Source organism: Paraglaciecola sp. MB-3u-78 (assembly GCF_002835935.1).
In the GTDB taxonomy this organism is placed as follows: domain Bacteria; phylum Pseudomonadota; class Gammaproteobacteria; order Enterobacterales; family Alteromonadaceae; genus Paraglaciecola.
This window is the reverse complement of the sequence record NZ_PJCF01000003.1, coordinates 226,700-251,512: the sequence shown is the minus strand read 5'-3', so window position 1 is coordinate 251,512 and position 24,813 is coordinate 226,700. Positions and strand designations below refer to the sequence as shown.

The window sequence follows — 24,813 nt, the reverse complement described above, 5'->3', positions numbered from 1 at the left end:
CCGTTAAGGAATAATGATTATGAGTCAAGAAAATACTGTTGTAGTGGAAGTTAATGCTTTTAGCGATATTGAAGATGCAGTAGAGCGAGAACTTGCCAAGGCCGAAAAAAAAGCCGAAGAACAGCTGGAAGATATTCTAGCCAATAAAGAAGATAAACCCAAAAATCTCGATGCAACCCAATTGTATTTAGGCGAAATTGGATTTTCCCCACTATTATCTGCAGAAGAAGAAGTATATTTTTCACGCCGCGCCTTAAAAGGTGATGTAGCATCAAGAAAACGAATGATCGTGAGTAACCTGCGTTTGGTAGTCAAAATAGCCAGACGCTACAATAACCGTGGTTTAGCATTACTTGATTTGATTGAAGAGGGAAATTTAGGCCTTATTCGAGCCGTTGAAAAATTTGATCCTGAGCGGGGCTTCAGATTCTCCACTTATGCCACTTGGTGGATTAGGCAAACCATTGAGCGGGCCATCATGAACCAAACCCGTACAATTCGATTACCCATTCATGTAGTTAAAGAATTAAATGTCTATCTCCGTGCAGCTAGAGAGCTTTCCCAAAAGCTCGATCATGAACCTACTGCTGAAGAAATTGCTGAGTCCCTAGACAAACCTGTTCATGACGTCACCAAAATGTTGCGTTTAAACGAAAGAATCACCTCGGTTGACACGCCTATAGGTGGTGAAAACGACAAGGTTTTGCTGGATATTATTGCTGATGACAAAGGCCATGGCCCTGAGGAAGATTTACAAGTCTCAGACATTAAACTAAATATCATAAAATGGTTAGAAGACCTTAATCCGAAACAACGTGAGGTGTTAGCAAGGCGCTTTGGACTGTTAGGTTACGAACCTTCAACCCTTGAAGATGTTGGGGTAGAAATTGGCCTTACCCGAGAAAGGGTTCGTCAGATTCAGGTTGAAGCCCTGCGTCGTTTGAAAGATATGTTGGGTCACAAAGGTTTAGGCTTAGACGCTTTATTTAATAAGCTTAGTTAGGTTATATGCAAGTCCCACTAAATTCCAAAAGCCTCATTTGAGGCTTTTTTAATGATAACTTAATTATTCTGAATATTTATAATGCAGCAGTAGCCGCTGCATAATCTGGCTCATCAGTAGTCTCAGCAACCTGTTCTGTGTAGACAACTAAGCCTTTTTCATCAATCACTACCACGCTACGAGACAATAACCCAGCCAGAGGGCCATCACTAAAACTCACACCATAATCAGCGCCAAAACTTCCTCTAAAGCTGGAGCCTGTGGCTACATTGTCAATGCCCTCTGCACCACAGAATCTTGCTGCAGCAAAAGGCAAGTCAGCTGACACACATAACACTTTAGTATTATCCAGATCGCTAGCTTTTTGATTGAAGGTGCGGATTGAAGTGGCACACACCCCTGTATCCACTGAAGGAAAAATATTCAGGATCAGTTTTGAACCTGCGTAATCTGCTAATGTAGTCTCTGATAAGTCGACTTCGACTAAAGTAAAGTTAGGCGCTTTCGAACCTACTTTAGGTAAATGACCTGTAGTCTTAAACGCGTTGCCTTGCAATGTTACTGTAGCCATTTTTCAATTCCTAATGAGTTAATTCTCTATTGTAGTTCAAAAAAATAGCATAATGAGATAACAGTCGCTAGATAGTATTTATGTGAGTACTATGATTAATGATATTCACCATCACAAAATGACATCATGAACTCTACAATCAGACTAATTATTTCAGCGGTTATCTCGTTTTGTTTTTACTTTGCTTGGTCATATTGGGCTAACTCAATGGCTACAGATGATCAGGGATTAGTGCTAAGATCTGCCTTAGTACAGGGCACCCTAAGTGCAACTATTACCATCTTGTTTACCTTCATTTTAGAAAAATCAGTGTCTAAATTCGGTGAAAGTTACTTATCCCTGATGTTTGTTGTGCCAATTATCTGCACCGTGCATTCTAGGACTTCACAAAATATTGCTATTTTTAAAACCTTTAAAAAAGCGCTCGATAATTCAGCAAAATATCTAAGTAACAATGTCATCCCTGGCAGTTTGTTGGCGCCTCTGTTGCCCATTGCATTCCAATCAAGCATTGCCATCAGTGTTAACTGGGTTAACCAAACACCTAACTTATGGTTGACCGTTACACCTAGTATTTTGATTACCGCTATTTATGGTTACGCGTATACCTATACTTTGCTGTCAAAACCTAAACAGCCTGTTTTACAAGAGTAATAAAACGGTAGGCATAAGGGTTTTGCGACTCTGACTGATGCGCTTCATTTTCTAATTCTTTCCAATCATATTTGGCTGCATAATCAGGAAAAAATGTATCACCAACGACTTTCAAATCAATGTGAGTTAAATAAAGTCGATTACAAAATGCTAGGAAGTGCTTATAAATGGTGCCCCCGCCTATTATCATCACTTCTGGGTCTGCGATTTTCTGTTGACTACAAAATTCTACTGCAATGTCTATGGCCTGTTCACAACCATGCACCACAGTTGCATCTGCTAGCTTAAAATGCATATCAGAACTGACCACTATGTTTAGTCGTCCAGGTAAAGCCTTACCAATAGACTCATAGGTTTTACGACCCATAATAATAGGTTTGCCGAGGGTGATTTTTTTAAAATGTTTTAGATCTGCAGGTAAGTGCCAAGGCATAGCATTATCAGCACCAATGACTCGGTCATTGGCCATAGCAGCAATCATTGATATCTTCATTTTTGAATATTTATATCGATTATAATGCATTTAATTTTACACAACTTAACTTACAGTTGACATGGGTAACCTATGTAATGTTGATAAAATATAGTGCAAACACTTTGTGCAATGCAATGTAAAATATAACGTTAGTTGCATATATTATGGAATTCGTTAACTTGTATAGGCTAGAAAAATGCGATTGATGGCCTAAAACTCGCTTTGTCATTATTGAATTTATTTTTTGGAGATAGAATGAAATACTTAAAGTCTTTATCTTGCGCGGCCATATTAGGTTTCGCTTTGTCAGGGGCATCACAAGCCGGAGTTTATACTTCTGAGCAAGTTATTCAGTTTCAACAGTTTAATTACAATAAACAACAAGTCCTAAATATGATAGATGATGCCACTGTGCAAACTAAATTAATTGCACTAGGCGTAAGCGCGGACGACGCGCTAAGAAGATTAGATGCTTTGACTCCGCAAGAGGTAAACGAGCTGAATAGGCAGTTAAACGAAGCGCCTGCTGGGGGAATTGTAGGCACAGTTGTGACGGTACTCGTTGTCGTAGCAGTGCTTGATTTAATGGGTATTACAGACGTTTATCCTTTTATCCGACCTATATAATTGGCTTAGCTTTAATGCTTAACAATAAGTGGTGGATCGGTGCGTTAACTGGTTCACTGCTATTATTACAAGGCTGTCAAAATACACCTCAAGCTGAAAGACTTAGCGGTTCTATTTTGAATAATGTCAGCTCTAGCAAGTTGATAAAAGATGTCCCTTTTTACCCACAACAAAAATTCTTTTGCGGTCCCACAACGCTATCTGAAGTATTGAATTTTTATGGTCATTCGACAACACCAGAAACTATAGCGAAAAGTTTATTTATCCCAGGTCGAGAAGGCAGTTTACAATTAGAAATGATATCAGCCGCCAGATCATATGGGCTGTTACCTTACTCCACACAATCTGACTTCGAGACTCTATTTTCACTTATTGACAATAATGTGCCCGTCATTGTTTTCCAAAATGTTGCGACATCCTGGTTTCCAATGTGGCATTACGCCTTAGTGATTGGTTATGACCAAATACAAAAAAAAATTATCTTACATACCGGTGAGACACAAGCACACGAGATGTCCTACGAATTGTTTGAAAGAGTGTGGCAAAGAGGAAACTATTGGGTATTGGCTTTGTTAAAGTCAGGGCAAACTCATAGGTACTTAGACCCATTTATTTACACTAAAGCGGCTCATGATATGCTCAAAGTTGGCAAAAATGAAGCGGCACTAAATCACTTAACCACAGCGACCAAAGATTGGCCTCAAGAATGGTTATCTTACTTTTTGCTGGGCAATCATTATCTGAATATTTCAGACGAAGCGGCAAGTTGGTTTAGCAAAGGATACAAGTATGCTGCTGACAAGCCAGAATACCTCAATAATTATGGCTATGCATTAGTGCAACAAGGCTGTATCGACGAGGCAAAAAAATTAATAAAAGCTGCGTTGAAATTAGCACCTAATGATCAAAACTTACTCTCAACACAGATTGAATTTGATTTAATCTCGGTACCCAGTGAAACATCGCTACAAGATCATTGCGCGTCATACACAATATAGTAATGACGCGTTTATTGGTTATCTCTTGGTGTAAACCACTTCTACGCCAGAGTCATCATCATCATCAAAGTCGTCATCATCATAAGCATCTTCGATTGTATCTTTATGATAGGTATCCCATTTGAACCCCGACTCTTCATCCTTAATTTCAGGTTCAACTTCTGGTGGCAGTGCCTCAATGAAGTCCAAGGATTTCATACACAATGAATGTGTACCAATTTTCTGGAATGCTGAAATTTGGAAATACTCACCTTGCCATTCAAGTGCATCTGCAATCTGCTTGCACAACTCGTTGGCTTCATCTTCGAGCATCAAATCGATTTTATTGAAGACTAACCAGCGTGGTTTAGCGGCCAATTTCGGGCTGTATTTTTCAAGTTCCGCAACAATGGCTTTAGCATTTACTACAGGGTCTGAACCATCTGCTGGCATTAAGTCAACCAAATGTAATAACACACGGCAGCGCTCTAAATGTTTTAAGAATTGAATGCCAAGACCTGCACCTTCAGCTGCTCCTTCAATCAACCCAGGAATGTCAGCAATAACAAAACTGCGCATTGCGTCTAAACGTACAACACCTAGATTCGGCACCAAGGTTGTAAAGGGATAATCGGCTACTTTAGGTTTAGCTGCTGAAACACTGCGGATAAAAGTAGATTTACCAGCATTGGGCATACCAAGTAAACCCACATCGGCAAGCAACATCAATTCTAATCTTAGGTGTCTGACTTCACCCGGCGTACCGTCGGATTTTTGTCGTGGCGCGCGATTAGTACTGGTTTTAAAACGAGCATTACCTAAGCCATGAAAACCACCTTGGGCCACTTTCATGCGTTGCATATGCTTGGTCAAATCGCCCAATACTTCACCCGTTTCACTGTCAGTTGCACGAGTTCCAACGGGCACTTTGACTTCTAAATCAACACCGCCTCTGCCAGTACAATTAGCACTTTGGCCTTTTTTACCATGCTCAGCACGATGAAATCGTTCAAAACGGTAATCTATCAAAGTGTTTAAGTTTTCATCTGCAACCAAATAGACGCTGCCGCCATCACCGCCATCACCGCCGTCTGGACCACCATCAGGCACATACTTCTCGCGGCGAAAACCGACCACACCATTACCACCATTACCTGCATCAACGCGGATATCAGCTTCATCTACAAATTTCATTACTTAACGACACCTTGAATGTTACTCAATTGAATCCAGTATAGTCTGTTGAATCCTAAAAAGGGATTCACTTTTTACCAGTTCAACAAAAAGCCCCGCATAAAGCGGGGCTTTTAAAAAATCTATGAGTTATTGCTAATTAAGCAATTATGCTCACAAATTTACGATTTTTAGGACCTTTTACTTCAAACTGAACTTTACCATCTGATAAAGCAAATAAAGTATGATCTTTACCGATACCCATATTGTTACCCGCGTGGAATTTAGTACCACGTTGACGAACAATAATGTTACCGGCTAAAACTGACTCACCACCGTAACGCTTAACACCTAGGCGTTTACTTTCTGAATCACGGCCGTTGTTAGTACTACCACCAGCTTTTTTATGTGCCATTTGTATATACTCCTATTAAGCGCTTATACCAGTGATTTTCACTTCTGTGAACCACTGACGATGACCCATTTGGGTACGTGAATGTTTACGACGACGGAACTTAACGATTTTAACTTTATCGCCACGTCCGTGCGTTACAACTTCAGCTGTAACCTTGCTACCACTTATAAAAGGGGTACCAATTTTAATATCGTCACCATTACTTACCATTAAGATGTCATCAAATTCGATTGACTCACCTGGAGCCACTTCGATTTTTTCTAGGCGAAGGGTCTGACCTTCAGCCACACGGTGTTGTTTGCCACCACTTTGGAAAACCGCGTACATAATTAAACTCCGCACTGTGTCTCTTGACACTTATATTCAAAAACAGGCGGCGAATTGTACGTGAACAGATAACGCCAATCAAGCACATTTCCGAATTAATTTGGTTAAATATCAAACGCTTTAATCTAAGCTTAGATTTTTCGCGGTATCAAACCAAAGTGCCACTGGATACCCTGATAAATTTCTGTAAAATCCCCTTGTGGATTTACATCGCGCAACTCAACTTCATTAAAAAATGGGTAAAAATGGCAGTATGAAATTAGAAACGATTAATCAACTCGCTTATAAAGATATGCTGGCGGTAAACGAGTTAATCCAACAACAGGTTGATTCAGAAGTATCTTTGATTAACCAGTTAGGCTTTTACATTGTCAATAGTGGTGGCAAGCGTTTAAGACCCCTTTTGACTGTACTTGCTGCAAGAGCCCTTAATATTCAAACAGATCAGCATCATACCTTAGCCGCCATAATCGAGTTTATTCACACTGCCACCTTACTGCACGATGACGTAGTTGATGAGTCCACTATGCGTCGCGGTCAAGAAACAGCCAATGCCGTGTTTGGTAATCAAGCCAGCGTATTAGTAGGAGACTTTCTCTACACCCGCTCATTTCAAATGATGGTTAGCTTAAAAAGTATGCGCGTAATGCAAATTTTGTCTGATGCGACCAATGTGATAGCTGAAGGTGAGGTTCTTCAATTAATGAACTGTAACGATCCAAAAACTAGCGAAGAAAGCTATATGCAGGTAATTTACAGCAAAACGGCGCGTTTATTTGAAGCCGCTACTTTACTTGCTGCTGTATTAACGGATCAAAATGAAGAAATCGAACTCGCTATGCAAGAGTATGGAAAATACTTGGGCACCGCCTTCCAATTAGTAGACGACATGCTTGACTATGCAGCAGATCCAGAAGCAATGGGTAAGAATGTGGGGGATGATTTAGCTGAGGGCAAACCAACATTACCTTTACTTTATGCTATGTGGAACGGCTCAAAAGAACAGACAGAGACCATTAAACGTGCGATTGAAACTGGTGATGGAATGGAAAATTTTGCCAAAATCATGTCATCAATGAAAGAAACAGGCGCATTAGAGTACACAAAAAAACAGGCAATTGACGCATCAGAAAAAGCCATTCAAGCTTTAGCCATTTTACCTATGTCACATTATAAAGACGCATTGATCGGATTAGCAACCATCGCAGTTGAGCGTGCAGCATGACATAAATTATGTTTAAGAAAGACTACTCGCCAAATCAAGACAACAAAATATCGTTTGTTCAATCCTTTGAATTTAGTGGCGCTTACAGAATTCAAGATTTTACTACCAACGTACCTGCTGGCTTCGATAACCGCACCACTGACGCTGATGTTTACCAAGCAAGTTTAAAATGGGGAGTTAATAACGATTTAGCGATACGAGCCACACTTGCATCGGCCTTCCGTAACCCGTCGATTAATGAATTGTTCCAACCTGAGCAACAATCATTTATTAATGGTGCTGATCCTTGTGATAGTCGTACTGTTGGTTTAGGGCCGAATCCATCGGTGCGTAAAGCAAACTGTGAATCACTTGGTATTGATACAACTACTTTTGTATCAGATATCCAAGACGGTACTATTTCTGGTGGTTTAATATCTGGGAATCCAGATTTGGAGCCTGAAACCAACGATTCGTATTCTATCGGATTAATATATACACCTGACTATGTTGAAGGTTTGCAGATTGCTGTAGATTACTACAACCTTGAAATTGAAGACTTTCTTGTGAGCCACAGAATGCGCTGGCAGGATGCTGTGAAAATTGATTCACTAGACCAGACTTTATATTCTGCTAACTATACTGAAGATGCTGACGGTGTATATTCAGGCAGCTTTGGCAATAAAACTGATGCTCGCTTCATTCATGACTTGAGTGTTAGTTACACTATAACTGAATCTGCTTCGGTTCAGGTGAATCTTCAAAATCTACTTGATCGTAAACCAGACGGTGCTGGCACTATTGGTTTTGCAGCAGGTCACTTTGGTCTTGATGAGAGATTAGGTCGAAGATTTAGTGTTCGTTTTAACGCGAAATTCTAAACATCAATAAACTTATTTGAAAGTAATAAGCTAAACCCACAAGTTAAATTTGTGGTTTTTTTTGCTTAGTTCTTTTTGCTTAATGATTTGTATAAATAGTAATGTGCTAATTCGAACACAATTCATGTCAGCCCTAAACCTTATATAGTGCTTCTGTCCACTACACTCCCAGTCAATAGCATCATCCCCCAAAAGAAAAGTCTTACCTATCCTACTAAATGTCAGCAAAGTGATATTGACTGATATGTGCACGATGATTGGCTTTTTCCAGAGCCATATTTTTTAGATATTTATTAACCAGCACAGTATTGATAACCTCTTGACGATAAGCCTAGGAGATATGATCTTGCTGCAACACAACATTGGGGAAGTTGCTATACCATTAGACTAGGAGCAGTATTTTTAATGGTGAGGTATTTACTTAGCTTTGACTGAACAGCCCGATATTAACTATCGGACTTTTTTATATCAAATGCTACTTCTTATCCAACTTCACCCTACCACTCACAGTTGACACATTCACTTTTGCACTGCCGCCATTTACAGAGAACTTTAACCAACGATTAGGGCCATACTTCGCTTTTTGCATTTTATCAGCAGATAAATTATTAGTAATATTGCCACCAGCATGACCTTCAATATCGAATCTGGCAGATACATCGCTTTGTAAATAAAGACGAATCGAGCCACCTACTGATGACGCTTCAATTTCACCATTTTCAGCAAGTTCCAACCTCACGTCTATCGTGCCATTTACGGTATCCATATTCAACTGATTGACCTTGCCAAGCTCTAAGCCAATATCACCATTAACGGTTTCTACATTGATATCGCCACTCTCACTAAAGACTTCAATATTGCCGTTCACCGACTCGTAGGAGTCTTCTTTTCCTTTTGAACTACGGGACTCAATTGTGCCGTTAACAGTATCTATCTTTACGTCTCCCTCTAAACTAGAGGCTGTTATTCGACCATTGACTGACTCGAGACGTATACGCCCAGCCAACTCTTTTACATCAATAGCGCCGTTCACTGTTTCAACTCTTGCGCCACCGCGCACTTGTACTAGTTCAACATCAGCATTGACTGCGCTGTAGTACACTTTGCTTTGACGAGGAACAAATATTTCTAAATCGTCGCCATTATCTGACCCCCAGTTGTTCCAACCACGGTTATTCTCTACTTTGACTTTGATAAGCACTTCATTGTCGTCTTTTTCAAAGATAAACTTTTCTGTTCTGTCGCCTAAAGTACCTGTTACTTTAACTTCGGATTTATCCCAAGCAATCACCTTGGCAGAACCATTTACATGCTCAATTTGCACATAAGGGGTTTTCGATACGTCCAGTGAACGGTTAATCTTTTCATCAGCCAAAGCAGTCCAGCTCAGGCATAGAAACCCAGCAAAAATTAATAACTTTTTCATTCTTTATACTCCTAAAAATTCAGCACTTTAAATTTGTGACAGTTGTTGCCACTTCGGTGAATGCACGCGCTGAATTAAATTAATTTGTTGTTGATGCACACTTTGTAGCATCTTTAATAGGGCCATATTGTTTGGCTCATTTTCTAACGCCCTTTTAATCGCGTCTGCAGCGTCATCTAATTCCATTAGTTGGTTTTGCCAATTTTGGGTCAGTGCAGGTTGATCTTGAAATCTGACCAATAAAGCATTTTTTTGTTTTAGATGCTGTGCACTTAATGATGCAACCAAATCATCACCTGTTAACGAAACAGCCTGCTGGTTAACCGATAACCAGCCAATCAATGCAAACATAGCCACCGTAGCTGCCACCAAGTACATTTTCTTTGCCACCACGACACGTGATGGCTCTAAAGTTTCACTCGACAATGCCAACTCGATGCCCGGCCATAAATCCCTATCTGGCTGTTGCTCTTTATTTAAGTCGGCTAGCTGGTCCGCTAAGGCCTGTTCAAAATTAGTTTTACTCATATGCCATCCACTCCTTCAACAACTGCTTGGCACGGTGAAATTGCGCTTTACTCGAGCCCACTGCCATATCGGTCATAGTGGCAATTTCTTCGTGTCGATAGCCCTCAATTGCATGCAGCACAAACACAATCCGTGCTCTGTCCGGCAGTCTTGCCACATAACTTTCGATATCAACACTACTGCTCGACTCTTCAGCATGCGCATTCATAGCCACAGAGTCCTCAATATTAAACATCTTTTGCAGCCAACCTTTTTGCTTACGTATATAAGAAATCGTAATGTTAGAGGTCACAGTGTGCAGCCAAGTTGAAAACTTACTATCACCTTTAAAATTGCCAATTTTTCTCCACAACTGAATAAACACTTCCTGTGCTGCATCCTCAGCCAACATCTTTTCGCCTGTCAGTCGATAACACAGCCCATACACTTGCCCAATGTATGCTTGATACAATCGGTTATAAGCTTGTTTATCTCCGCTCTGCACAGCTTTTATTAAGTCCCACTCACTTTTTGTGGCAAACTTATGCTGAGCATCGACAACGTTTCCTTGGATAGTCAATCTAACGTCTTACTCTTGTTGTGTTATAAGATTAGTCGCAGAGTAGATCATTAAAGTTTAAAGCACCAAAAAAATAATTATAATGAGTGAAAATAATCATGAAAATCATTGGTTTATATTTGGGAAAGTTATCTAACATTGGTGAAAAGCGCAGTCCAACGGGTATCTACAAGCAACCGGTAGAACAAGTATCTGTGGATGAATTAGGTATCATAGGCGACATTCAGGCTGATAAACGTTTCCATGGCGGCCCAGAGAAAGCCTTACATCAGTATGCCTTATGCAGCTATGAAAAAATCATCAAACGTTACCCTCTTCTGTATAGAAAAGCCAAGTCAGGAGCCATTGGCGAAAACCTGTCAGCCACTGATATGAATGAGCACAATGTGTGTATTGGTGATATCTACAAAGTGGGTAGCTGCGTTTTACAAGTTAGCTCGCCACGCATTCCCTGTTGGAAAATCGATGCAAAGTTGAAACAACCTGATTTAAATCAATTTATTAGCCAGCATAGACTCAACGGCTGGTATTACCGGGTTTTGCAGGCCGGTGACATCACGCTAAATGATAAATTCCTGTTGCAGCAAAGACCGAATACAAATGTCACTGTAGATACTATGCTTAAAGTGATTCATGGTAAGGCTGAATCGCACTTTGTTCAGCTTACAACTAATGCCACAGGCCTTGATCATGAATGGCAAAAACGGCTGCAAAACAAATATCAATTAACTTAGAACATGAGCCAAGTTATGGAACAAAATTTACTACAGAAAACCGGTAAAACACTGGATCAGTGGAAGTTATTATTGTCTCAACAGTCATTTAGCAAACAAGACAATTCGCGCTTATTCAACCGTCGACCAAAAAGCGAATCGATTTAGGTCTTAAATTGAATGACACACCTCACAGTGAAAGACTGGAGAAATCAGGACCATTCGGCACAATGTGCACACATAGAGTGCAACTCACAGAATTAGACCAAGTTGATAATGAACTAATAAAATGGATTAAAGAAGCCTATGAACAAGCGAAGTAACGGTTAAAAACACCAAACAATAGACATAAAAAAACACCGCTAAGTTAGCGGTGTTTTTAGATGCTCAAAAACAAGTAGCCATTACGCTTCTTGAATTATAACCAACTTGATAGTGGCAGTAACGTCTGAGTGAATTTGCAAATCGATTTCGAATTCGCCAGTTTCACGTAAAGTACCAACAGGTAATTTAACTTCAGATTTTGTCACTTCAACACCAGCAGCAGTAATTGCAGCAGCTATATCGCGTGTACCGACAGAACCAAACAATTTACCTTCATCACCAGCAGGAGAAGCGATAGTTACTTCACCCAACGCAGTGATTTTATCTGCACGAGCCTGTGCTGCAGCATGTTGTTCAGCAATTTTTGCTTCCAACTCAGCACGGCGCTGTTCAAATTTTTCTATATTAGCTTTAGTAGCCGGAACTGCTTTACCTTGCGGAAACAAGAAGTTGCGCCCATAACCTGATTTTACAGTGACTTTGTCACCCAAGCCGCCTAGGTTAGCGATCTTGTCTAATAGTATGATTTCCATCTTTGCTACCTATGATTACTTGTGAGAATCAGTATATGGAAGCAACGCCAAGAAGCGCGCACGCTTAATTGCAGTTGACAACTGACGCTGATATTTCGCGCTAGTCCCAGTGATACGGCTAGGTACAATTTTACCACTTTCAGTGATGTAATTTTTCAACATAGCGATATCTTTAAAATCTATCGCAGGAGCATCATCAGCAGAAAAACGACAGAACTTACGACGTCTAAAAAAACGAGCCATTATTTATCCCCTTCTTCTACAGGAGCTGGAGCGGCTGTTTCTTCAACGGCAGCAACAGCAGGCTTTTCGGCCGACTTCTCAGCAGGCTTTTCGGCCGGCTTCTCAGCAGACTTTTCAAAAGGTTTTTCATCACGCTTTTCACGACGTTCTTCTTTAGCCATAGGAGACTGTTCAGTAACAGCATCTTTGGTACGCATAACTAGGTTACGCAGAACAACATCATTAAAACGGAAAGCAGTTTCTAGCTCTTCAACAGCTTCAGCAGTCGCTTCAACGTTTACTAAAACATAGTGTGCTTTATGAAGTTTATTGATTGGGTAAGCCAATTGACGACGGCCCCAATCTTCCAAGCGGTGGATAGTGCCGCCATCTTGGGTAAGAATTCCAGTATAACGCTCGATCATACCTGGAACTTGTTCACTCTGGTCAGGGTGAACCATAAATACGATTTCATAATGACGCATATATGTTGCTCCTCACGGTTGTAGCCTCGATAGCACAGTCAAGCTATATAGAGACAAGGAACTAAAAGTAGTGACTGTTTTAAGCGGCGCGGATTGTATATAAACTGGGCTTTTTGTACAAGATTTATTTGGCTTATAGCCAGTAAAAAGTTTGTTTTTCAGTTATTTAGGGGGGATTGGGTAGATTGTTCGGCGATTCATGCCTTGATAGGAGTTTAAAAGCATGCGCTTACGCTTACTGCCATCCATGGCTTTTTTCACACAGAATCCCTTCTGAATGATTTACTTTTTGACTACAGTCACAAAAAGTAAACAAAAAGGTCCGCTCGAGGGCAAAGCTCTTCTTCCACTTTTCTACTCATTTTTGCAGGTCGTAATAATTCGTTCCCGACGAGCTATTACTCAATCGCCTTTCCATGGCGATTGACCTACAAAAATGAGTAGAAAAGTGGCGAGCTTTGAGTCGAGGGTAGGTCAAGAGCATCGGCTTTGCCGACTAAAATCCGATTTATGTTACAACACACAAATGCTGCGGTAGCTCAAATTCGTTCACTCTGGTTTCACCCCAAAATTTACTAAAATATGGATGATCTTTCGCTTATGGTCTGAATCATCAATATCTACAGTTGTAGAGCCTACTTTAATACTTAGTTTATCAGTAAAGCTATCAGTTATATCATCAATATTCTTGATATTAACCTGGTACCTTTTCCACAAACCTTCAAAATTTTTAACTTTAGCGTAGGTAACTAAAAAATCATATGGGTTACCCTGTGTATTGTAGTGATTCACCACCTTTTGATAGTGGTTTTGGATGGTGTCTTTTACTGCACTTTTCAGTATCATGGCCTCTATAATACTGGCTTGCTGTCCGAACTGATCCCGCACGACCAAATCTCTTTCACCGACTCCTTTCCCCGACCCACTGAAACCTCCTCGAGATTGATCAGCAATACTAAAACCACCCGAGCGCAAAGATTCGCGCAACCGATCATTAATATCATCTTCTTGCTCATCAATAATCTTGGCACGAAGTTCGGTTAAGTTAAGTAAAACGTTGATTAAAAATTTTGTGAAATTGATTGGTTCAAATTTCTTTTCATCTTTATCTTTATATAAACCAAGCAACTCCGCGACATTGAAATCTTTATCGTCAGCATCTCCTGTTTTTGAATCTTTTATTTCCAAATTTATAGTTTCCCTTCCTTTTTCATATGCTCTTTCTATTCGTTGGTAATTGGTATATCCAACAACTTCAGAATAACTCTCATTAAATAAAGCAATTTCTTCCAAATAAGGTAAGTTATTATCTCGGCTAGCTTTAGTTTGTGACTCTTCTACCTTAGCAAGGTTAGAACGTATCCACTGTAGTAAGGTTCGGGCATTTTCATTTCGTTGAGTGAGGAATATTTCAATACTTTGTTTAGGCTCATCAGCAATGATCACTCCGTGGCAGTCGTTTAGGCAAACAAACATTCCGTGACGCCAGTACCTGCTAGTTTTTTGATCAACATAATCATGCATCCGCACGATTAGTTGCGGTAAAACGTTAAACTTTAACAATCCTTGGCGATGATAATTAAACCTAATATTAAGACCTTTTTGGTATAAAGGTTTTGCGAAAACGGGCATATCAGAACGTAACCGCATAGGAATAAGAAGGTCATTTTTTTCTGGTAAACGGAAACCCAATTCAAACTTAATCAACAGGTCTACCAGCCATTGTTGGTGAGTATGACTATATTCGCCATTCAGTACTTCACCGATTGCCTGCTCTGAATAAATTCCTGGATTATCTGATACGCTCCGAACAATTTTATATACGGCGGTAGTTACCCATTCTGGCTTTAGTATTTGGGTCAGTTTTAAACGAAAATCATTTGGGTAGGCGACTACAGTCCCTATACTATTAAGTATTTTAAGCAATGCAGTTTGAAGTGGCTTTGCCGATATTCCAGCTTTTTGGCACTCCGATTCATATACATCTTTTTCAATCACATTTTGTGTTTGCTTGTAACCTTCCATTGCATTTTTGATTTGGTGCCAGCTTTCAGGAAGTCCACGGTCAATTCCGGGTAATCTTGGCAATTGTATCGTAATGGCATTTCGAAGTTTATCTATCGATTCCCCTAAATGGTTTTTCGCTTGTTCGCTAAGAGTATTTAAATTGCAGGCACTCGTATAAAGCACATCTACAATCTGAAAATCATCATTATAGCGTTGCATGTCAAAACGATAGTTAAGGTTTTGATCCGTATGATTTACAACTACTATAATTGGGGAATTTGCACTATAACTCTTAATCGTATTTAGCCAATGTAAATCACGAGCTTGGTTATCTTCTTTCTGAGCATCTAATACATAAACATATAGACTGCGTTCGGTTAAAAAAACTGATGTGTTTGATGAGTGAGTTCTTGCCCTGCAAAATCCCAAATATTAGCTGTAAAGTCTCCAAAATCGAGCTCTGATATATCGATACCTTGTGTAGTTGTTTGATTAACATTGTGTGAATTTCCAAGTAAACGATTAATAACAGATGTCTTGCCGACCCTCTCATCACCCACCACTAAAATTTTTGCCTGTTTAAGTGGTTTTAAAATACTATTTTGGATCGCGATAAGAGTCTGGATTTTCTCTTGAGGTGTCAACTCATGAAACAACGGATCCGGAAACTGGAGTGGGTTATCTATTAGAGACAATTGCTCCAATAATTTTAATTGCTTAATACTTTCGGGCACTGAAGTAAGCTTATTATTCCCTATTTCTAACATTCTCAATTGTTTCAATTCCCCAATAGAATTAGGTAAGCTTGTCAATTGATTATTGTCTAGAAGTAAGAATCTTAGCGATACCAACTTTTTAATATTATCGGGAAGAATATCCAACTGATTACCGTTTAGAATTAAGATATTTAAGCCAGTTAATTGTTTAATAGAATCAGGTATTTGGATAAGTTGGTTCTGCGCAATATATAAACCTTTCAGTGACTTCAATTGACAAACTATATCGGGGAGTTCTGTAAATTTATTTTCATTTAAAACTAACTCTTCAATACGTTGACATTTTTTGATGGTAACAGGAAGTTTGCTGAGAGAGTTATCAGTCAAACTCAAGAATTTCAGTTTAGTTAACTTAGCTATACGGCTAGGTATTGTAGTGAGATTATTACAATCTAAACTCAAATGTGTAATTGAGACCAATTCGAAAATTATGTTTGGAAATACCTTAAATTCATTATTCCGCAATACTAATTCTTTTAATTCAACTAACTGTGACATTGTTTCAGGGATATTAGTAAGTTGATTATCTGAATAATCCAAACGTTCTAATAAAGATAACTGAGATATAGAGTCAGGGATTTTTTTCAGTTGATTATGTGAAAAATTCAATGCCTTTAATAAAGGCATGTGGAATATAAATTCAGGAATCTCTGAAAGCTTTGAGCTTATAACGCGAAGGGATTCAAGATTTCGGCACTCCTCAAGCAATAACCATTCAATATTAGGCTGTTGCTCAAGCCATAAACTAATAAGTTCACCGTCTTCATTAACAGAATAAAAATTAGATTCTTCATGATGTAAAAAAGGTCTGAATTCGATTTTGTCTAATTGTTTTGCACCAGTTACAAGCGGTAAGAATTTATCTTTTATTTTGGGAAGCGTTGTGTCGATTTGCTTACGTCTATGGCGCACTTTTTTTTCAGTTAATTTCATGAACTTCAATTTCCCTATATGAAAGAGTCTTGGGTTTCTCAGTCTTGTTGCCACAAGTAAACCCTTTTGTAGAACTTGAAGCAACTCAATAAAGAGTCAATTTATTAAATTAACAGGACACGCATATTAATTGTTGGCAACAGGCTACTGAATATCTTCGCTGGTAACTCTAACCTTTATCGGGACACACACACGTTAATTTTGACGAAGAATTAGGGGTCAAGTTGCTTGATTAATACGACTTTCGAAGAATTAGGGGTCAAGTTGCTTGATTAATACGACTTTTAAAGAACCTCTATCGGGACAATCACAATAACACCGGTTTTGAATATTTTATTAATGCGGGTGCAAGGTAAGTATTTGTAACAGAGCCAGGAAAGAGTGGCGTGTAAGCAATCGCAGCAGGTAGCGAACCAACTTGTTATGGGTTAGTTTTTCCAGAGCTACCATTTTGAAAAATCATATAACTTAAACTCTGGAACAATTTCATTTTTAGGATGCTTTTGTAATTAACAGGACACGCACGATAATTATTGGCCATAATTAACAGGACACGCACGTTAATTTTAGCGAAGCCATTCAAAACTCTTAATCGGTAATGCGCCCGCCGCGCGGCCGATGCTCTTGTCTTTTGATGTACCCTCGCATGTATGTTCGCCAATTATCTGGTGAATTTCGTAGGGCAATTTACAGGACGTAAATTGAGTTTATCCACGTCGGGAGCGTGTAGATTATCGACTTCGCCGATTAGAATGTAGGCAACCTATTTAAGAAGAGATATCAAGGCTATCCTGTTTGTTTTTTGCTCACCCAAATTTGGGTGAGCAATTTACTCTCATAGCCCAGCTACAGGTTGGAAAAAGGCCCGGCCGCATAGAACCTAGAGCAGAATCAAGAGAAGCAATAAGAGAAAATGGCCACCCTAAAAAGCTTAAGTAAGTGTCATTCCACCCTGCCCCCTTGATACACTTTGTATATACATGTTTGTTTTTTAACCCCCATTTATCAACTCTTCATAACGTATTTACGAAGACATCCTTGATAATTCGTAACTACTCAGCACATAATCTAGTTTATTTTTAACGATCAAAAATTAAAAAATGATCGACTTGCTTGATCATTTCTAAGCGTTATTATACTGTTTTATTTCGATAATTACGTGGCTAAATGAAAGTAAGCGGCATTGATATTGAGTCGAATATCAATAACATTAAAGCACAAATTGAAGCGGACAATACATTGTCACCTTCAATGCGTACTGCTATGGATTTATTGCTTCTTATTGTCACGTTACTCTGTCAACGGCTTGGGCTTAACAGTAATAACAGCAGTATACCGCCCTCGTCCGATCAAAATAGAAAGAAAAATTCAAAAGGCAACAGTACTAAAAAATCAGGTGGACAAAAGGGGCATAAAGGCACAACGCTACCACTTGATGACAACCCTGACATCACACATAAATTAATCGTTGATAGCACACTTTTACCGCCCGGTAACTATACTGATATGGGTGAAGAGGTGCGGCAAGTGGTCGATATTGAGTTTAAGCGTGTCGTCACTGAATATCGCGCACAAATACTTGAGAATGAGTTAGGTCAACGCTTCGTTGCCCCATTTCCCCAAGACGTTAATAGCCGTATTCAATATGGTATTGGGTTAAAAGCTCATGCGGTTTACCTGTCCCAATATCAATTACTGCCTTATGAGCGCATTCGTGAGTATTTCACTGACCAGCTTAATATACCTTTGAGCAGCGGCAGTCTTTTCAACTTTATCAATACCGCTTTTACCAAACTGGAAGAGACGCAAGCATTAGATATTATCAAAGCGAACTTGAGAAAAGAAAAGACATTACATACCGATGAAACTGGCATCAATATCAACGGAAAAAGACAATGGCTACATAACGCTTCGTCTCTGGATTGGACGTATTTATCAGCCCATGAAAAACGAGGCCATGATGCCATGGATGAGATTGACATATTACCCCAGTTCAACGGTGTGATGTGCCATGACCATTGGAAACCTTATTATCGTTATGAGTGCCTACATTCATTATGCAATGCGCATCACCTGCGAGAATTAACTCGAGCGTATGAGCAAGATAATCAAGCTTGGGCTGAGGAAATACGGGTGTTTTTAGTTAAGCTCAATCAAGAGGTAGATAAGGCTGGCGGGTTACTCAGTGTTGAAAGACAAGACACCTTGCGACGTCACTATCAAGCGATTTTAAAGGCAGGAGAAAAAGAAAGTCCTGCGCCGATACCAGTGAAAGGTAAGCGAGGACGGCCTAAAAGAACTCAATCACGTAACCTACTTGAGCGATTACAAAACTATGAAAGCGATGTACTTAGATTCATGACGGATGAGGCAGTGCCATTCACTAATAATCAGGGCGAAAATGATTTGAGGATGGCAAAGGTTCAACAAAAGATATCGGGATGTTTTAGAAGTGCTAACGGAGCCAAAATGTTTTTTGGATTACGTAGCTATCTGTCGAGCTGCAAAAAACAAGGGATCAGTGGGTCCACGGCATTAACGTTATTATTAAATGGCATGCTGCCTAATATCTTTATACCCGCTGAGTAGTTACGATAATTCTTTAATGGCGAAGCCATCCAAAATTCTCTGTCGGCAAAGCCGGTGCTTTTTTCTTAGGTGGCTCCGCCACTGCTGTGGTTCCCGCATTTAAAGTTTCAGCACAAAAAGGCTTATTTTAGGGGCAAATGGCAAGCGGACGCAGCGCGGGATGCCATTTGAGCGAAAGTTGGATGGACACATTTGTAGCGACAACGCGGTTGGCGCCCATAAACTAAGCCTTTTTGTGCGGTTAAGAACTTTATTAGCGAGCGGCATTTTCTGGTTACTCTTTTTTGCTGTTGAAAAAGAGTAACTGGCTCGAAGGGATTCGAGTCAAAAACTGACAAGGATGTCAGTAAGCGCTAGCGCATGCCTTTGTGGCGAAGCCATTAAAAACTCATAGTCGACAACGCGGATGCTGTTTATTTTCCTCGACTTGATACTCCCTCAAAACCTCATGTATATGTTTGACATATGCCATAAGAACACTACACTTAGCATATACACAACATATGCGAGGTTTTATTTATGGCGACAGCATCACTATTTATCAATGGCAAAAGCCAAGCGGTACGTATTCCGAAAGAGTTAGAGTTCGATGGCATTAACGAGGTGGAAATCACACGTCAAGGTGACTCTATTGTATTAACCCCAAAACGTAAATCCTGGGGCAGTTTTGTCGATGTAAACAAAGTTGACGATGATTTTATGACGCAGCGCTCAGATGTTGTTGAAAGCGGTAGGGTTAAGCTTTGAAAAACACCTACATGTTAGATACGAATACTTGCTCTTTTATTATGCGTGAACGCCCATTGTATTTATTAAAAGTGTTACAAGCTCATGTAGAGAATAAAGATCGCATTGTGATTTCAGCGATCACTTATGCTGAAATGCGGTTTGGCGCCATCGGGAAGAAAGCCTCACCCAAACATAATATTATCGTTGATGAATTTATGTCTCGCATAGACAGTGTTTTTGCTTGGGACAAATATGCTGTCGAAGCTAGTACAGTCATAAAGAAAGATTTAAGTGACAAAGGCACCCCTATCGGTGCGAATGATACAGCTATAGCTGGTCACGCGATGGCAAGCGATTGCATTTTAGTTACTAACAATACTAGAGAGTTTAAACGCGTCATCGGTCTTCAGCTTGAAGACTGGACACAGAATTAACAGCACGAATTAACAGGACACGCATGATAATTATTGGCAAAGACAATCAAAACTCTTAGTCGGCAATGCGCCCGCCGCGCGGCCGATGCTTTTGATTTACCCTCGACTCAAGGCTCGCCGGTTATTTTTTGAATTCAGTGGGGTAATTGGCATGCGGACGCCGCGCGGGATGACAGTATGCGAAGCATATGTTTAATAAGCGCAGCGCATAAAATGAACGCTATCAAGACACTCACGTTAACTTTTCCATATGCGAAGGCCAGCAGGTTCTTGACGGATTTACTAAATGTTTTAGTGTAAATCAGCAAAAACTTCTGGATGCTGTTCTGCAATACGAAGCAGCGCTATTGCAGGACCTTGAGGGCTTCTACGTCCTTGCTCCCAGTCCTGTAATGTCCGCATGCTTACACCCAGCAAACCTGCAAATGCTGACTGTGATAATTTTAGTTTTGCTCTGATTATTTTAGGTTTAGATGGTTCAGACAATTCAGTTGTTTTTAGTTGGGCATTGCCACTTTTGAATTGTTTAATCTCATTTAATCCTTCAAGAATTTCTAATCCAATATCACGATTATTCATGATCGATTGCCTCCGCTATTTGTTTTAAGACATTACCAGAAATTGTCGCCCTTTCAGATTTGCTATACATCGTTAGCATCCAAATTTCATGTTCTGATTTTTTCCAATAATAGATTGCACGTATTCCACCACTTTTTCCTCTACCAGAAGGGGCCCAGCGAACTTTCCTTACTCCGCCAGAGCCACGAACAATATCACCAGCATCAGGTTTTTGTAGAAGATACGATTGCAACCTACGGTAATCATCATCAGAAAGGTAACTGGGTAAGATTTTTGTGAATATACTAGTTTCTATAAAAATCATACAACAAGTATACGGCAATGCCGGATTAATTCAAATGTGTCGCTTGACATGTGGCAAGGAATTAAAAGGACTCTTACATTAATTCCAGGCTAAAAACCCTCACACCAGTCAAGCTTATTGTGTACAGTGCCGAAAAATGGAGAAGGCACAGTCTTCACACGTTTATAATAATGGTAAAACAAGCATTACTTTAGCTTAGGAATTTGATGCGTTTATTTAAAATCGATGCGGTAGATTGGCTCGCCACATTACCGTCAGCTAGTGTGGATTTAGTCATCATAAATTAACAGGACACGCATGTTAATTGTTGGCAACAGGCTACTGATTATCTTCGCCAGTCAATCGAGAAGTAAGTAAACCACAATGTCTCTCGCTTCATGAATAACGCCAATAACAGTTGGTTTATCAACGCCCTCAACGATATAGAAAACATAATGATGTTGGCATTTTGTCACCAATAAATCCAAACGTTTAATTGAAAATTGACGCTGAATAACGTCGTTTCTACCAATAGCATTAAAGGTACTGTTTAGCGCTTGTCGGTATGCTTCTAATTGTTTGGGTCCAAATTTACTGAGGGTATAACGTGCAATCTTCCGTAAGTCTTGCTCTGCATCTTCCGTAATGTTGTATTGGCGCATAATGGTTACTTGGCTTTCGCTAATTCTTCGCCAAATATAGAGTCAACGGAGCTAGTCGAAATTTTACCAGCTTTGGCTTTGTCTACACGCGCTCCTAGAAATGCTTCCAATTTATTCAGTGCTTCTTGATCATTACCCTGCGGTAAGGCACGTTCTAACACATAATTTTTGATGGATTGGCCTTGTAGTGCCGCTGCTGCTTTTAAATGTTGATGCTGCTCTGGGGTAATGTCGATAGATAAACGCATAACAATCTCCTGAATGAAAAAACCTATTGCTTCATCATATAGATAGTAGCAACAAACTGTCAATTTTGAACAAATGTTGTATTTCTATAAAAGTAATCAAATTACTCGATACTAAGAACATGCTTTTGATTTCCCTCGACTCAATTCCTCCACTTACTTCAGATTTCCATAAATGACCATCAACAACCATTGGAACATTTTGTACATAATGGCTATTATGTACAAAATAGTCATATCAAACATAAAAGACTAAATTATGGATTCAATCAATTCTACCGATGCTAAAAAGTCATTTAGTGATGTGGTGCTAAAAGTGCAACAAGAGCCTGTTTGGATCACCAGACACGACAAACCCGTAGCGGTGGTGATGTCGGCTAAAGAATATCAAGAGATCCAAGCGTTAAAAGAAAGGGTCTTAAAAATGGAGCTGGAAAAAGGCTTTGATAGTCTAAAGTCAGGTAAGGTGATTGATGGGCAAGATGCGATTAACAAGCTGATGCAAACTATAGATAATGTCTAACTACGCCTTTACACCTGAAGCATTAGAAGATCTTAATAATATAGTGCTATACACCCTAACAAAGTGGGGTAAATCACAAGCTAAAAATTATGTTGATGGTCTTAATTTATTAGCTAGTCGTTTAGCTGAAACACCCCTAGTTGGCAGACCAAGAAGTGAGCTACACGATGTGTTGTATAGCTTTCCTTATGCAAGTCATATTATATATTACATCTCAAGTGCAAAAGGCATAACAATCATTAGAGTCCTACATAAAAACATGGGTACGACTAAACACCTCTAAAAATATAGATTGAATTGCATTTCTTTACATTCGGTATCAATTATCAACAGAAATACTTGTCTTGGATGACTACAATCTGGATTGTTAATTTACACTAGGAAGGAAATGTAATGCTTAAGAATTCTGGAATAACTGCTGGACAACTTTGTTTGAGTTTAACAGCCTGTAACGACAACAAATTCGATTGGGAAGGCGAACAGCATGTTCGTGTATATCAAGATGACCAAGCCATTAGTTGCGACAATACTGGGGCTGTCTCAGTTAAAACTCACGGCAAGTTACTTATCGATGAAGATATCCAATTACACTGCTCGCAAAAAGGTGATGATGGTTTTATCTATACTGATTCATGTGGCTCAGCGACAGGCTCGATTAATATATTCACCATACACAATAAAGATTTAGATACGGCAGAATCGCTAGGCTTTTCACGGTTATTGATGCACAGTTTGATGCGAAATGTGAGTATAAGGTCATTTCAGACTCAAAAAAATACGCATTAATAAGCCAATTAGATGAGCAACACAGTATTTGGCAAGCTAACAAAACAGCAAATTATCAATTTAATCTAAGTTATAACGATTGCCCAACCTTTTCCCCCACTCCAGTCGTCAGCATTTCTGTCATCAATAACGCAATCAATACAGTCTATGACATCGAAGAAGAAATCTTCCTTACCAACATCACTGATTATAAAATTATAGATGAACTCTATAGTGAGTTTGACCTACAGTTAAAACTCATGCCTATAGAAGCGGGGTTAAACGTCAGTGAACCTGACAAATCACCCATTTTTAGTTCGATGGGAATACCCAAACAGTATTTTATCAATGCAGGTGGTGAAGAATGCGACGACGCTAATTACACAGTTAGTGATCTTGAATTAATGTAAAATGACTATTCAAAAAGAATAATTAACAGGCATGTAATAATAAAAGTGCGGCTCATACAGCTAGATTATGGTTTTTGTGCTATCTGAGACTCGACGTACTCATTACTCAATGATTCGCACTCTTCACAACTTTTGTTACAATAGTACACGTTAAATCACATATTTCCCTGCCACAATATAATTATAACTTTAACCTAAACTATAGGAAATCCTAAGTGAAAAAATTACTTTTAGTCACTGCTATGACCTGCGGAATCTGTTCTTTATCAATTAATGCGGCAGATTCTTTTGAAGTTGAAAAGTTTAATAGAGCAACAGAATTGAGCGCTAATGCGGTTCGAAATAAAAATTATGACAGTGCGTTCGAGCACCTTGAAGTAGCATCTAAACTTGGTAATAAAGTATCCCAATTTGCACTTGCGTTATTGTACATGGATGGCTTAGGCGTTGAGCAAAATTATGCTCAAGCTTATCTTTGGCTTAATGTCGCAGCTGAAGTTAAAGAAAAAAGGTGGCGTAAGGTAAGGGATCAACTTCACAATTCCCTGTCTAAAGAACAAGTTGCAGTTTTAAAGCCACTAGTGAGTGAGTATATAAAGAAATATGGCGCAGAAACCCAGGAAATTAGTTGCTCTAAAAGAGCGGTATTTAATTCCCATCGCAAGCAAATGGAATGTTCAAAAAATCTAACCCTATAACATTCAGAGTATTTAATTTCAGATATCAGTTATATTGCAAATTAAGCTCACCTGATATCTAAAAACTAAAACATGACGTTAAG

At 39.4% G+C, this 24,813-nt stretch carries 31 protein-coding genes and 1 pseudogene; 16 read left to right on the top strand and 16 right to left on the bottom strand.

Translation table 11 applies throughout. The features are described from left to right. Positions 1-19 precede the first annotated feature (19 nt). Positions 20-1,003 carry an RNA polymerase sigma factor RpoS gene (rpoS, locus tag CXF95_RS05055; protein ID WP_101197677.1) on the top strand — a complete coding sequence of 328 codons (984 nt, stop codon included), beginning with the start codon at positions 20-22 and terminating at the stop codon, positions 1,001-1,003. Between the two features lie 76 nt (positions 1,004-1,079). On the opposite strand, the gene tpx is transcribed toward rpoS, so the two are convergent. Then, a complete protein-coding gene (tpx, locus tag CXF95_RS05050; protein WP_101197676.1) occupies positions 1,080-1,574 on the bottom strand; it encodes a thiol peroxidase in 495 nt (164 codons plus the stop codon). A 207-nt stretch (positions 1,575-1,781) separates the two neighbouring features. Between tpx and CXF95_RS05045 the strand changes: the two genes are divergently transcribed. Then, positions 1,782-2,228, top strand: a complete 447-nt coding sequence (locus CXF95_RS05045; RefSeq protein WP_101197675.1) for a hypothetical protein — start codon at positions 1,782-1,784, stop codon at positions 2,226-2,228. On the opposite strand, the gene folA is transcribed toward CXF95_RS05045, so the two are convergent. After that, entirely contained in the window at positions 2,203-2,709 is a 507-nt protein-coding gene (gene folA, locus CXF95_RS05040) for a type 3 dihydrofolate reductase (protein ID WP_101197674.1), read from the bottom strand. The genes CXF95_RS05045 and folA overlap by 26 nt on opposite strands. Positions 2,710-2,958: 249 nt before the next feature. On the opposite strand from folA, the gene CXF95_RS05035 reads away from it, so the two are divergent. Further along, complete coding sequence (locus CXF95_RS05035) at positions 2,959-3,330, top strand: PA2779 family protein (protein WP_101197673.1); 372 nt, start codon at positions 2,959-2,961, stop codon at positions 3,328-3,330. 14 nt (positions 3,331-3,344) lie between these two features. Beyond that, positions 3,345-4,328: a PA2778 family cysteine peptidase gene (locus CXF95_RS29485; protein WP_157828072.1), complete on the top strand. Its 984-nt coding sequence runs from the start codon at positions 3,345-3,347 to the stop codon at positions 4,326-4,328. 18 nt (positions 4,329-4,346) lie between these two features. Here the strand turns inward: CXF95_RS29485 and cgtA are convergent, their stop codons facing one another. The 3 genes from cgtA to rplU form a co-directional block, all read right to left on the bottom strand. After that, on the bottom strand, positions 4,347-5,501 hold the full coding sequence (cgtA, locus tag CXF95_RS05025) for an Obg family GTPase CgtA (RefSeq protein WP_101197672.1): 1,155 nt from the start codon (positions 5,499-5,501) through the stop codon (positions 4,347-4,349). 139 nt (positions 5,502-5,640) lie between these two features. Next, entirely contained in the window at positions 5,641-5,895 is a 255-nt protein-coding gene (rpmA, locus tag CXF95_RS05020) for a 50S ribosomal protein L27 (RefSeq protein ID WP_007642966.1), read from the bottom strand. Positions 5,896-5,910: 15 nt separating this feature from the next. Further along, on the bottom strand, positions 5,911-6,222 hold the full coding sequence (gene rplU, locus CXF95_RS05015) for a 50S ribosomal protein L21 (protein ID WP_101197671.1): 312 nt from the start codon (positions 6,220-6,222) through the stop codon (positions 5,911-5,913). 253 nt (positions 6,223-6,475) lie between these two features. Here rplU and ispB point away from each other — a divergent pair, with 253 nt between their 5' ends. Continuing rightward, positions 6,476-7,447, top strand: a complete 972-nt coding sequence (ispB, locus tag CXF95_RS05010) for an octaprenyl diphosphate synthase (protein WP_101197958.1) — start codon at positions 6,476-6,478, stop codon at positions 7,445-7,447. 8 nt (positions 7,448-7,455) lie between these two features. Then, positions 7,456-8,307, top strand: coding sequence for a TonB-dependent receptor domain-containing protein (locus CXF95_RS05005; RefSeq protein ID WP_101197670.1), 852 nt, complete (start codon positions 7,456-7,458; stop codon positions 8,305-8,307). Positions 8,308-8,782: 475 nt separating this feature from the next. Here the strand turns inward: CXF95_RS05005 and CXF95_RS04995 are convergent, their stop codons facing one another. The 3 genes from CXF95_RS04995 to CXF95_RS04985 are packed head-to-tail and all read right to left on the bottom strand — an operon-like array spanning position 8,783 to position 10,820. Next, entirely contained in the window at positions 8,783-9,733 is a 951-nt protein-coding gene (locus CXF95_RS04995; RefSeq protein ID WP_101197668.1) for a hypothetical protein, read from the bottom strand. A gap of 27 nt (positions 9,734-9,760) precedes the next feature. Further along, complete coding sequence (locus CXF95_RS04990; RefSeq protein ID WP_101197667.1) at positions 9,761-10,261, bottom strand: hypothetical protein; 501 nt, start codon at positions 10,259-10,261, stop codon at positions 9,761-9,763. Further along, entirely contained in the window at positions 10,254-10,820 is a 567-nt protein-coding gene (locus CXF95_RS04985; protein WP_101197666.1) for an RNA polymerase sigma factor, read from the bottom strand. Before CXF95_RS04985 ends, CXF95_RS04990 begins: the two co-directional genes overlap by 8 nt. Before the next feature lie 98 nt (positions 10,821-10,918). On the opposite strand from CXF95_RS04985, the gene CXF95_RS04980 reads away from it, so the two are divergent. Together CXF95_RS04980 and CXF95_RS30360 are read left to right on the top strand one after the other, a co-directional pair. Continuing rightward, on the top strand, positions 10,919-11,554 hold the full coding sequence (locus tag CXF95_RS04980) for an MOSC domain-containing protein (protein ID WP_101197665.1): 636 nt from the start codon (positions 10,919-10,921) through the stop codon (positions 11,552-11,554). A 155-nt stretch (positions 11,555-11,709) separates the two neighbouring features. Continuing rightward, entirely contained in the window at positions 11,710-11,856 is a 147-nt protein-coding gene (locus tag CXF95_RS30360) for a DUF5655 domain-containing protein (protein ID WP_232787655.1), read from the top strand. 81 nt (positions 11,857-11,937) lie between these two features. Here the strand turns inward: CXF95_RS30360 and rplI are convergent, their stop codons facing one another. From rplI to CXF95_RS31370, 4 genes and pseudogenes are all read right to left on the bottom strand, one after another. Continuing rightward, complete coding sequence (rplI, locus tag CXF95_RS04970) at positions 11,938-12,390, bottom strand: 50S ribosomal protein L9 (RefSeq protein WP_101197664.1); 453 nt, start codon at positions 12,388-12,390, stop codon at positions 11,938-11,940. 15 nt (positions 12,391-12,405) lie between these two features. Beyond that, the gene (rpsR, locus tag CXF95_RS04965) at positions 12,406-12,633 is read right to left on the bottom strand and encodes a 30S ribosomal protein S18 (RefSeq protein WP_101197663.1); all 228 of its coding nucleotides are present in this window, start codon (positions 12,631-12,633) and stop codon (positions 12,406-12,408) included. Then, entirely contained in the window at positions 12,633-13,097 is a 465-nt protein-coding gene (rpsF, locus tag CXF95_RS04960; protein ID WP_101197662.1) for a 30S ribosomal protein S6, read from the bottom strand. Before rpsF ends, rpsR begins: the two co-directional genes overlap by 1 nt. A 549-nt stretch (positions 13,098-13,646) precedes the next feature. After that, a pseudogene (locus CXF95_RS31370) lies at positions 13,647-16,562 on the bottom strand (COR domain-containing protein). A gap of 1,418 nt (positions 16,563-17,980) precedes the next feature. Here CXF95_RS31370 and CXF95_RS04945 point away from each other — a divergent pair. From CXF95_RS04945 to CXF95_RS04935, 3 genes are all read left to right on the top strand, one after another. Further along, on the top strand, positions 17,981-19,402 hold the full coding sequence (locus tag CXF95_RS04945) for an IS66 family transposase (protein ID WP_101197251.1): 1,422 nt from the start codon (positions 17,981-17,983) through the stop codon (positions 19,400-19,402). Positions 19,403-19,921: 519 nt separating this feature from the next. Then, entirely contained in the window at positions 19,922-20,149 is a 228-nt protein-coding gene (gene vapB / locus CXF95_RS04940; protein WP_101197659.1) for a type II toxin-antitoxin system VapB family antitoxin, read from the top strand. Continuing rightward, the gene (locus CXF95_RS04935; RefSeq protein WP_232787654.1) at positions 20,146-20,565 is read left to right on the top strand and encodes a PIN domain-containing protein; all 420 of its coding nucleotides are present in this window, start codon (positions 20,146-20,148) and stop codon (positions 20,563-20,565) included. The genes vapB and CXF95_RS04935 overlap by 4 nt, the downstream gene beginning before the upstream one ends. Positions 20,566-20,856: 291 nt before the next feature. On the opposite strand, the gene CXF95_RS04930 is transcribed toward CXF95_RS04935, so the two are convergent. The 4 genes from CXF95_RS04930 to CXF95_RS04910 all read right to left on the bottom strand — a co-directional run bounded on the left by CXF95_RS04930 (position 20,857) and on the right by CXF95_RS04910 (position 22,337). Continuing rightward, entirely contained in the window at positions 20,857-21,144 is a 288-nt protein-coding gene (locus CXF95_RS04930) for a DNA-binding transcriptional regulator (RefSeq protein WP_101197658.1), read from the bottom strand. Next, positions 21,137-21,448, bottom strand: coding sequence for a type II toxin-antitoxin system RelE/ParE family toxin (locus CXF95_RS04925; RefSeq protein WP_101197657.1), 312 nt, complete (start codon positions 21,446-21,448; stop codon positions 21,137-21,139). Before CXF95_RS04925 ends, CXF95_RS04930 begins: the two co-directional genes overlap by 8 nt. Before the next feature lie 338 nt (positions 21,449-21,786). After that, entirely contained in the window at positions 21,787-22,089 is a 303-nt protein-coding gene (locus CXF95_RS04915; RefSeq protein WP_101197656.1) for a type II toxin-antitoxin system RelE/ParE family toxin, read from the bottom strand. 5 nt (positions 22,090-22,094) lie between these two features. Continuing rightward, positions 22,095-22,337, bottom strand: coding sequence for a DUF1778 domain-containing protein (locus CXF95_RS04910; RefSeq protein WP_101197655.1), 243 nt, complete (start codon positions 22,335-22,337; stop codon positions 22,095-22,097). Between the two features lie 256 nt (positions 22,338-22,593). Between CXF95_RS04910 and CXF95_RS04905 the strand changes: the two genes are divergently transcribed. The 5 genes from CXF95_RS04905 (at position 22,594) to CXF95_RS04890 (ending at position 24,730) form a co-directional block, all read left to right on the top strand. Then, positions 22,594-22,857, top strand: coding sequence for a type II toxin-antitoxin system Phd/YefM family antitoxin (locus CXF95_RS04905; protein ID WP_101197654.1), 264 nt, complete (start codon positions 22,594-22,596; stop codon positions 22,855-22,857). After that, a complete protein-coding gene (locus CXF95_RS04900; protein ID WP_101197653.1) occupies positions 22,850-23,140 on the top strand; it encodes a type II toxin-antitoxin system RelE/ParE family toxin in 291 nt (96 codons plus the stop codon). The genes CXF95_RS04905 and CXF95_RS04900 overlap by 8 nt, the downstream gene beginning before the upstream one ends. A gap of 110 nt (positions 23,141-23,250) precedes the next feature. Continuing rightward, the gene (locus CXF95_RS04895) at positions 23,251-23,643 is read left to right on the top strand and encodes a hypothetical protein (protein WP_101197652.1); all 393 of its coding nucleotides are present in this window, start codon (positions 23,251-23,253) and stop codon (positions 23,641-23,643) included. A gap of 239 nt (positions 23,644-23,882) precedes the next feature. After that, positions 23,883-24,032: a hypothetical protein gene (locus CXF95_RS29475; protein ID WP_157828070.1), complete on the top strand. Its 150-nt coding sequence runs from the start codon at positions 23,883-23,885 to the stop codon at positions 24,030-24,032. Positions 24,033-24,247: 215 nt separating this feature from the next. Next, positions 24,248-24,730: a tetratricopeptide repeat protein gene (locus tag CXF95_RS04890; protein ID WP_101197651.1), complete on the top strand. Its 483-nt coding sequence runs from the start codon at positions 24,248-24,250 to the stop codon at positions 24,728-24,730. Positions 24,731-24,813 lie beyond the last annotated feature (83 nt).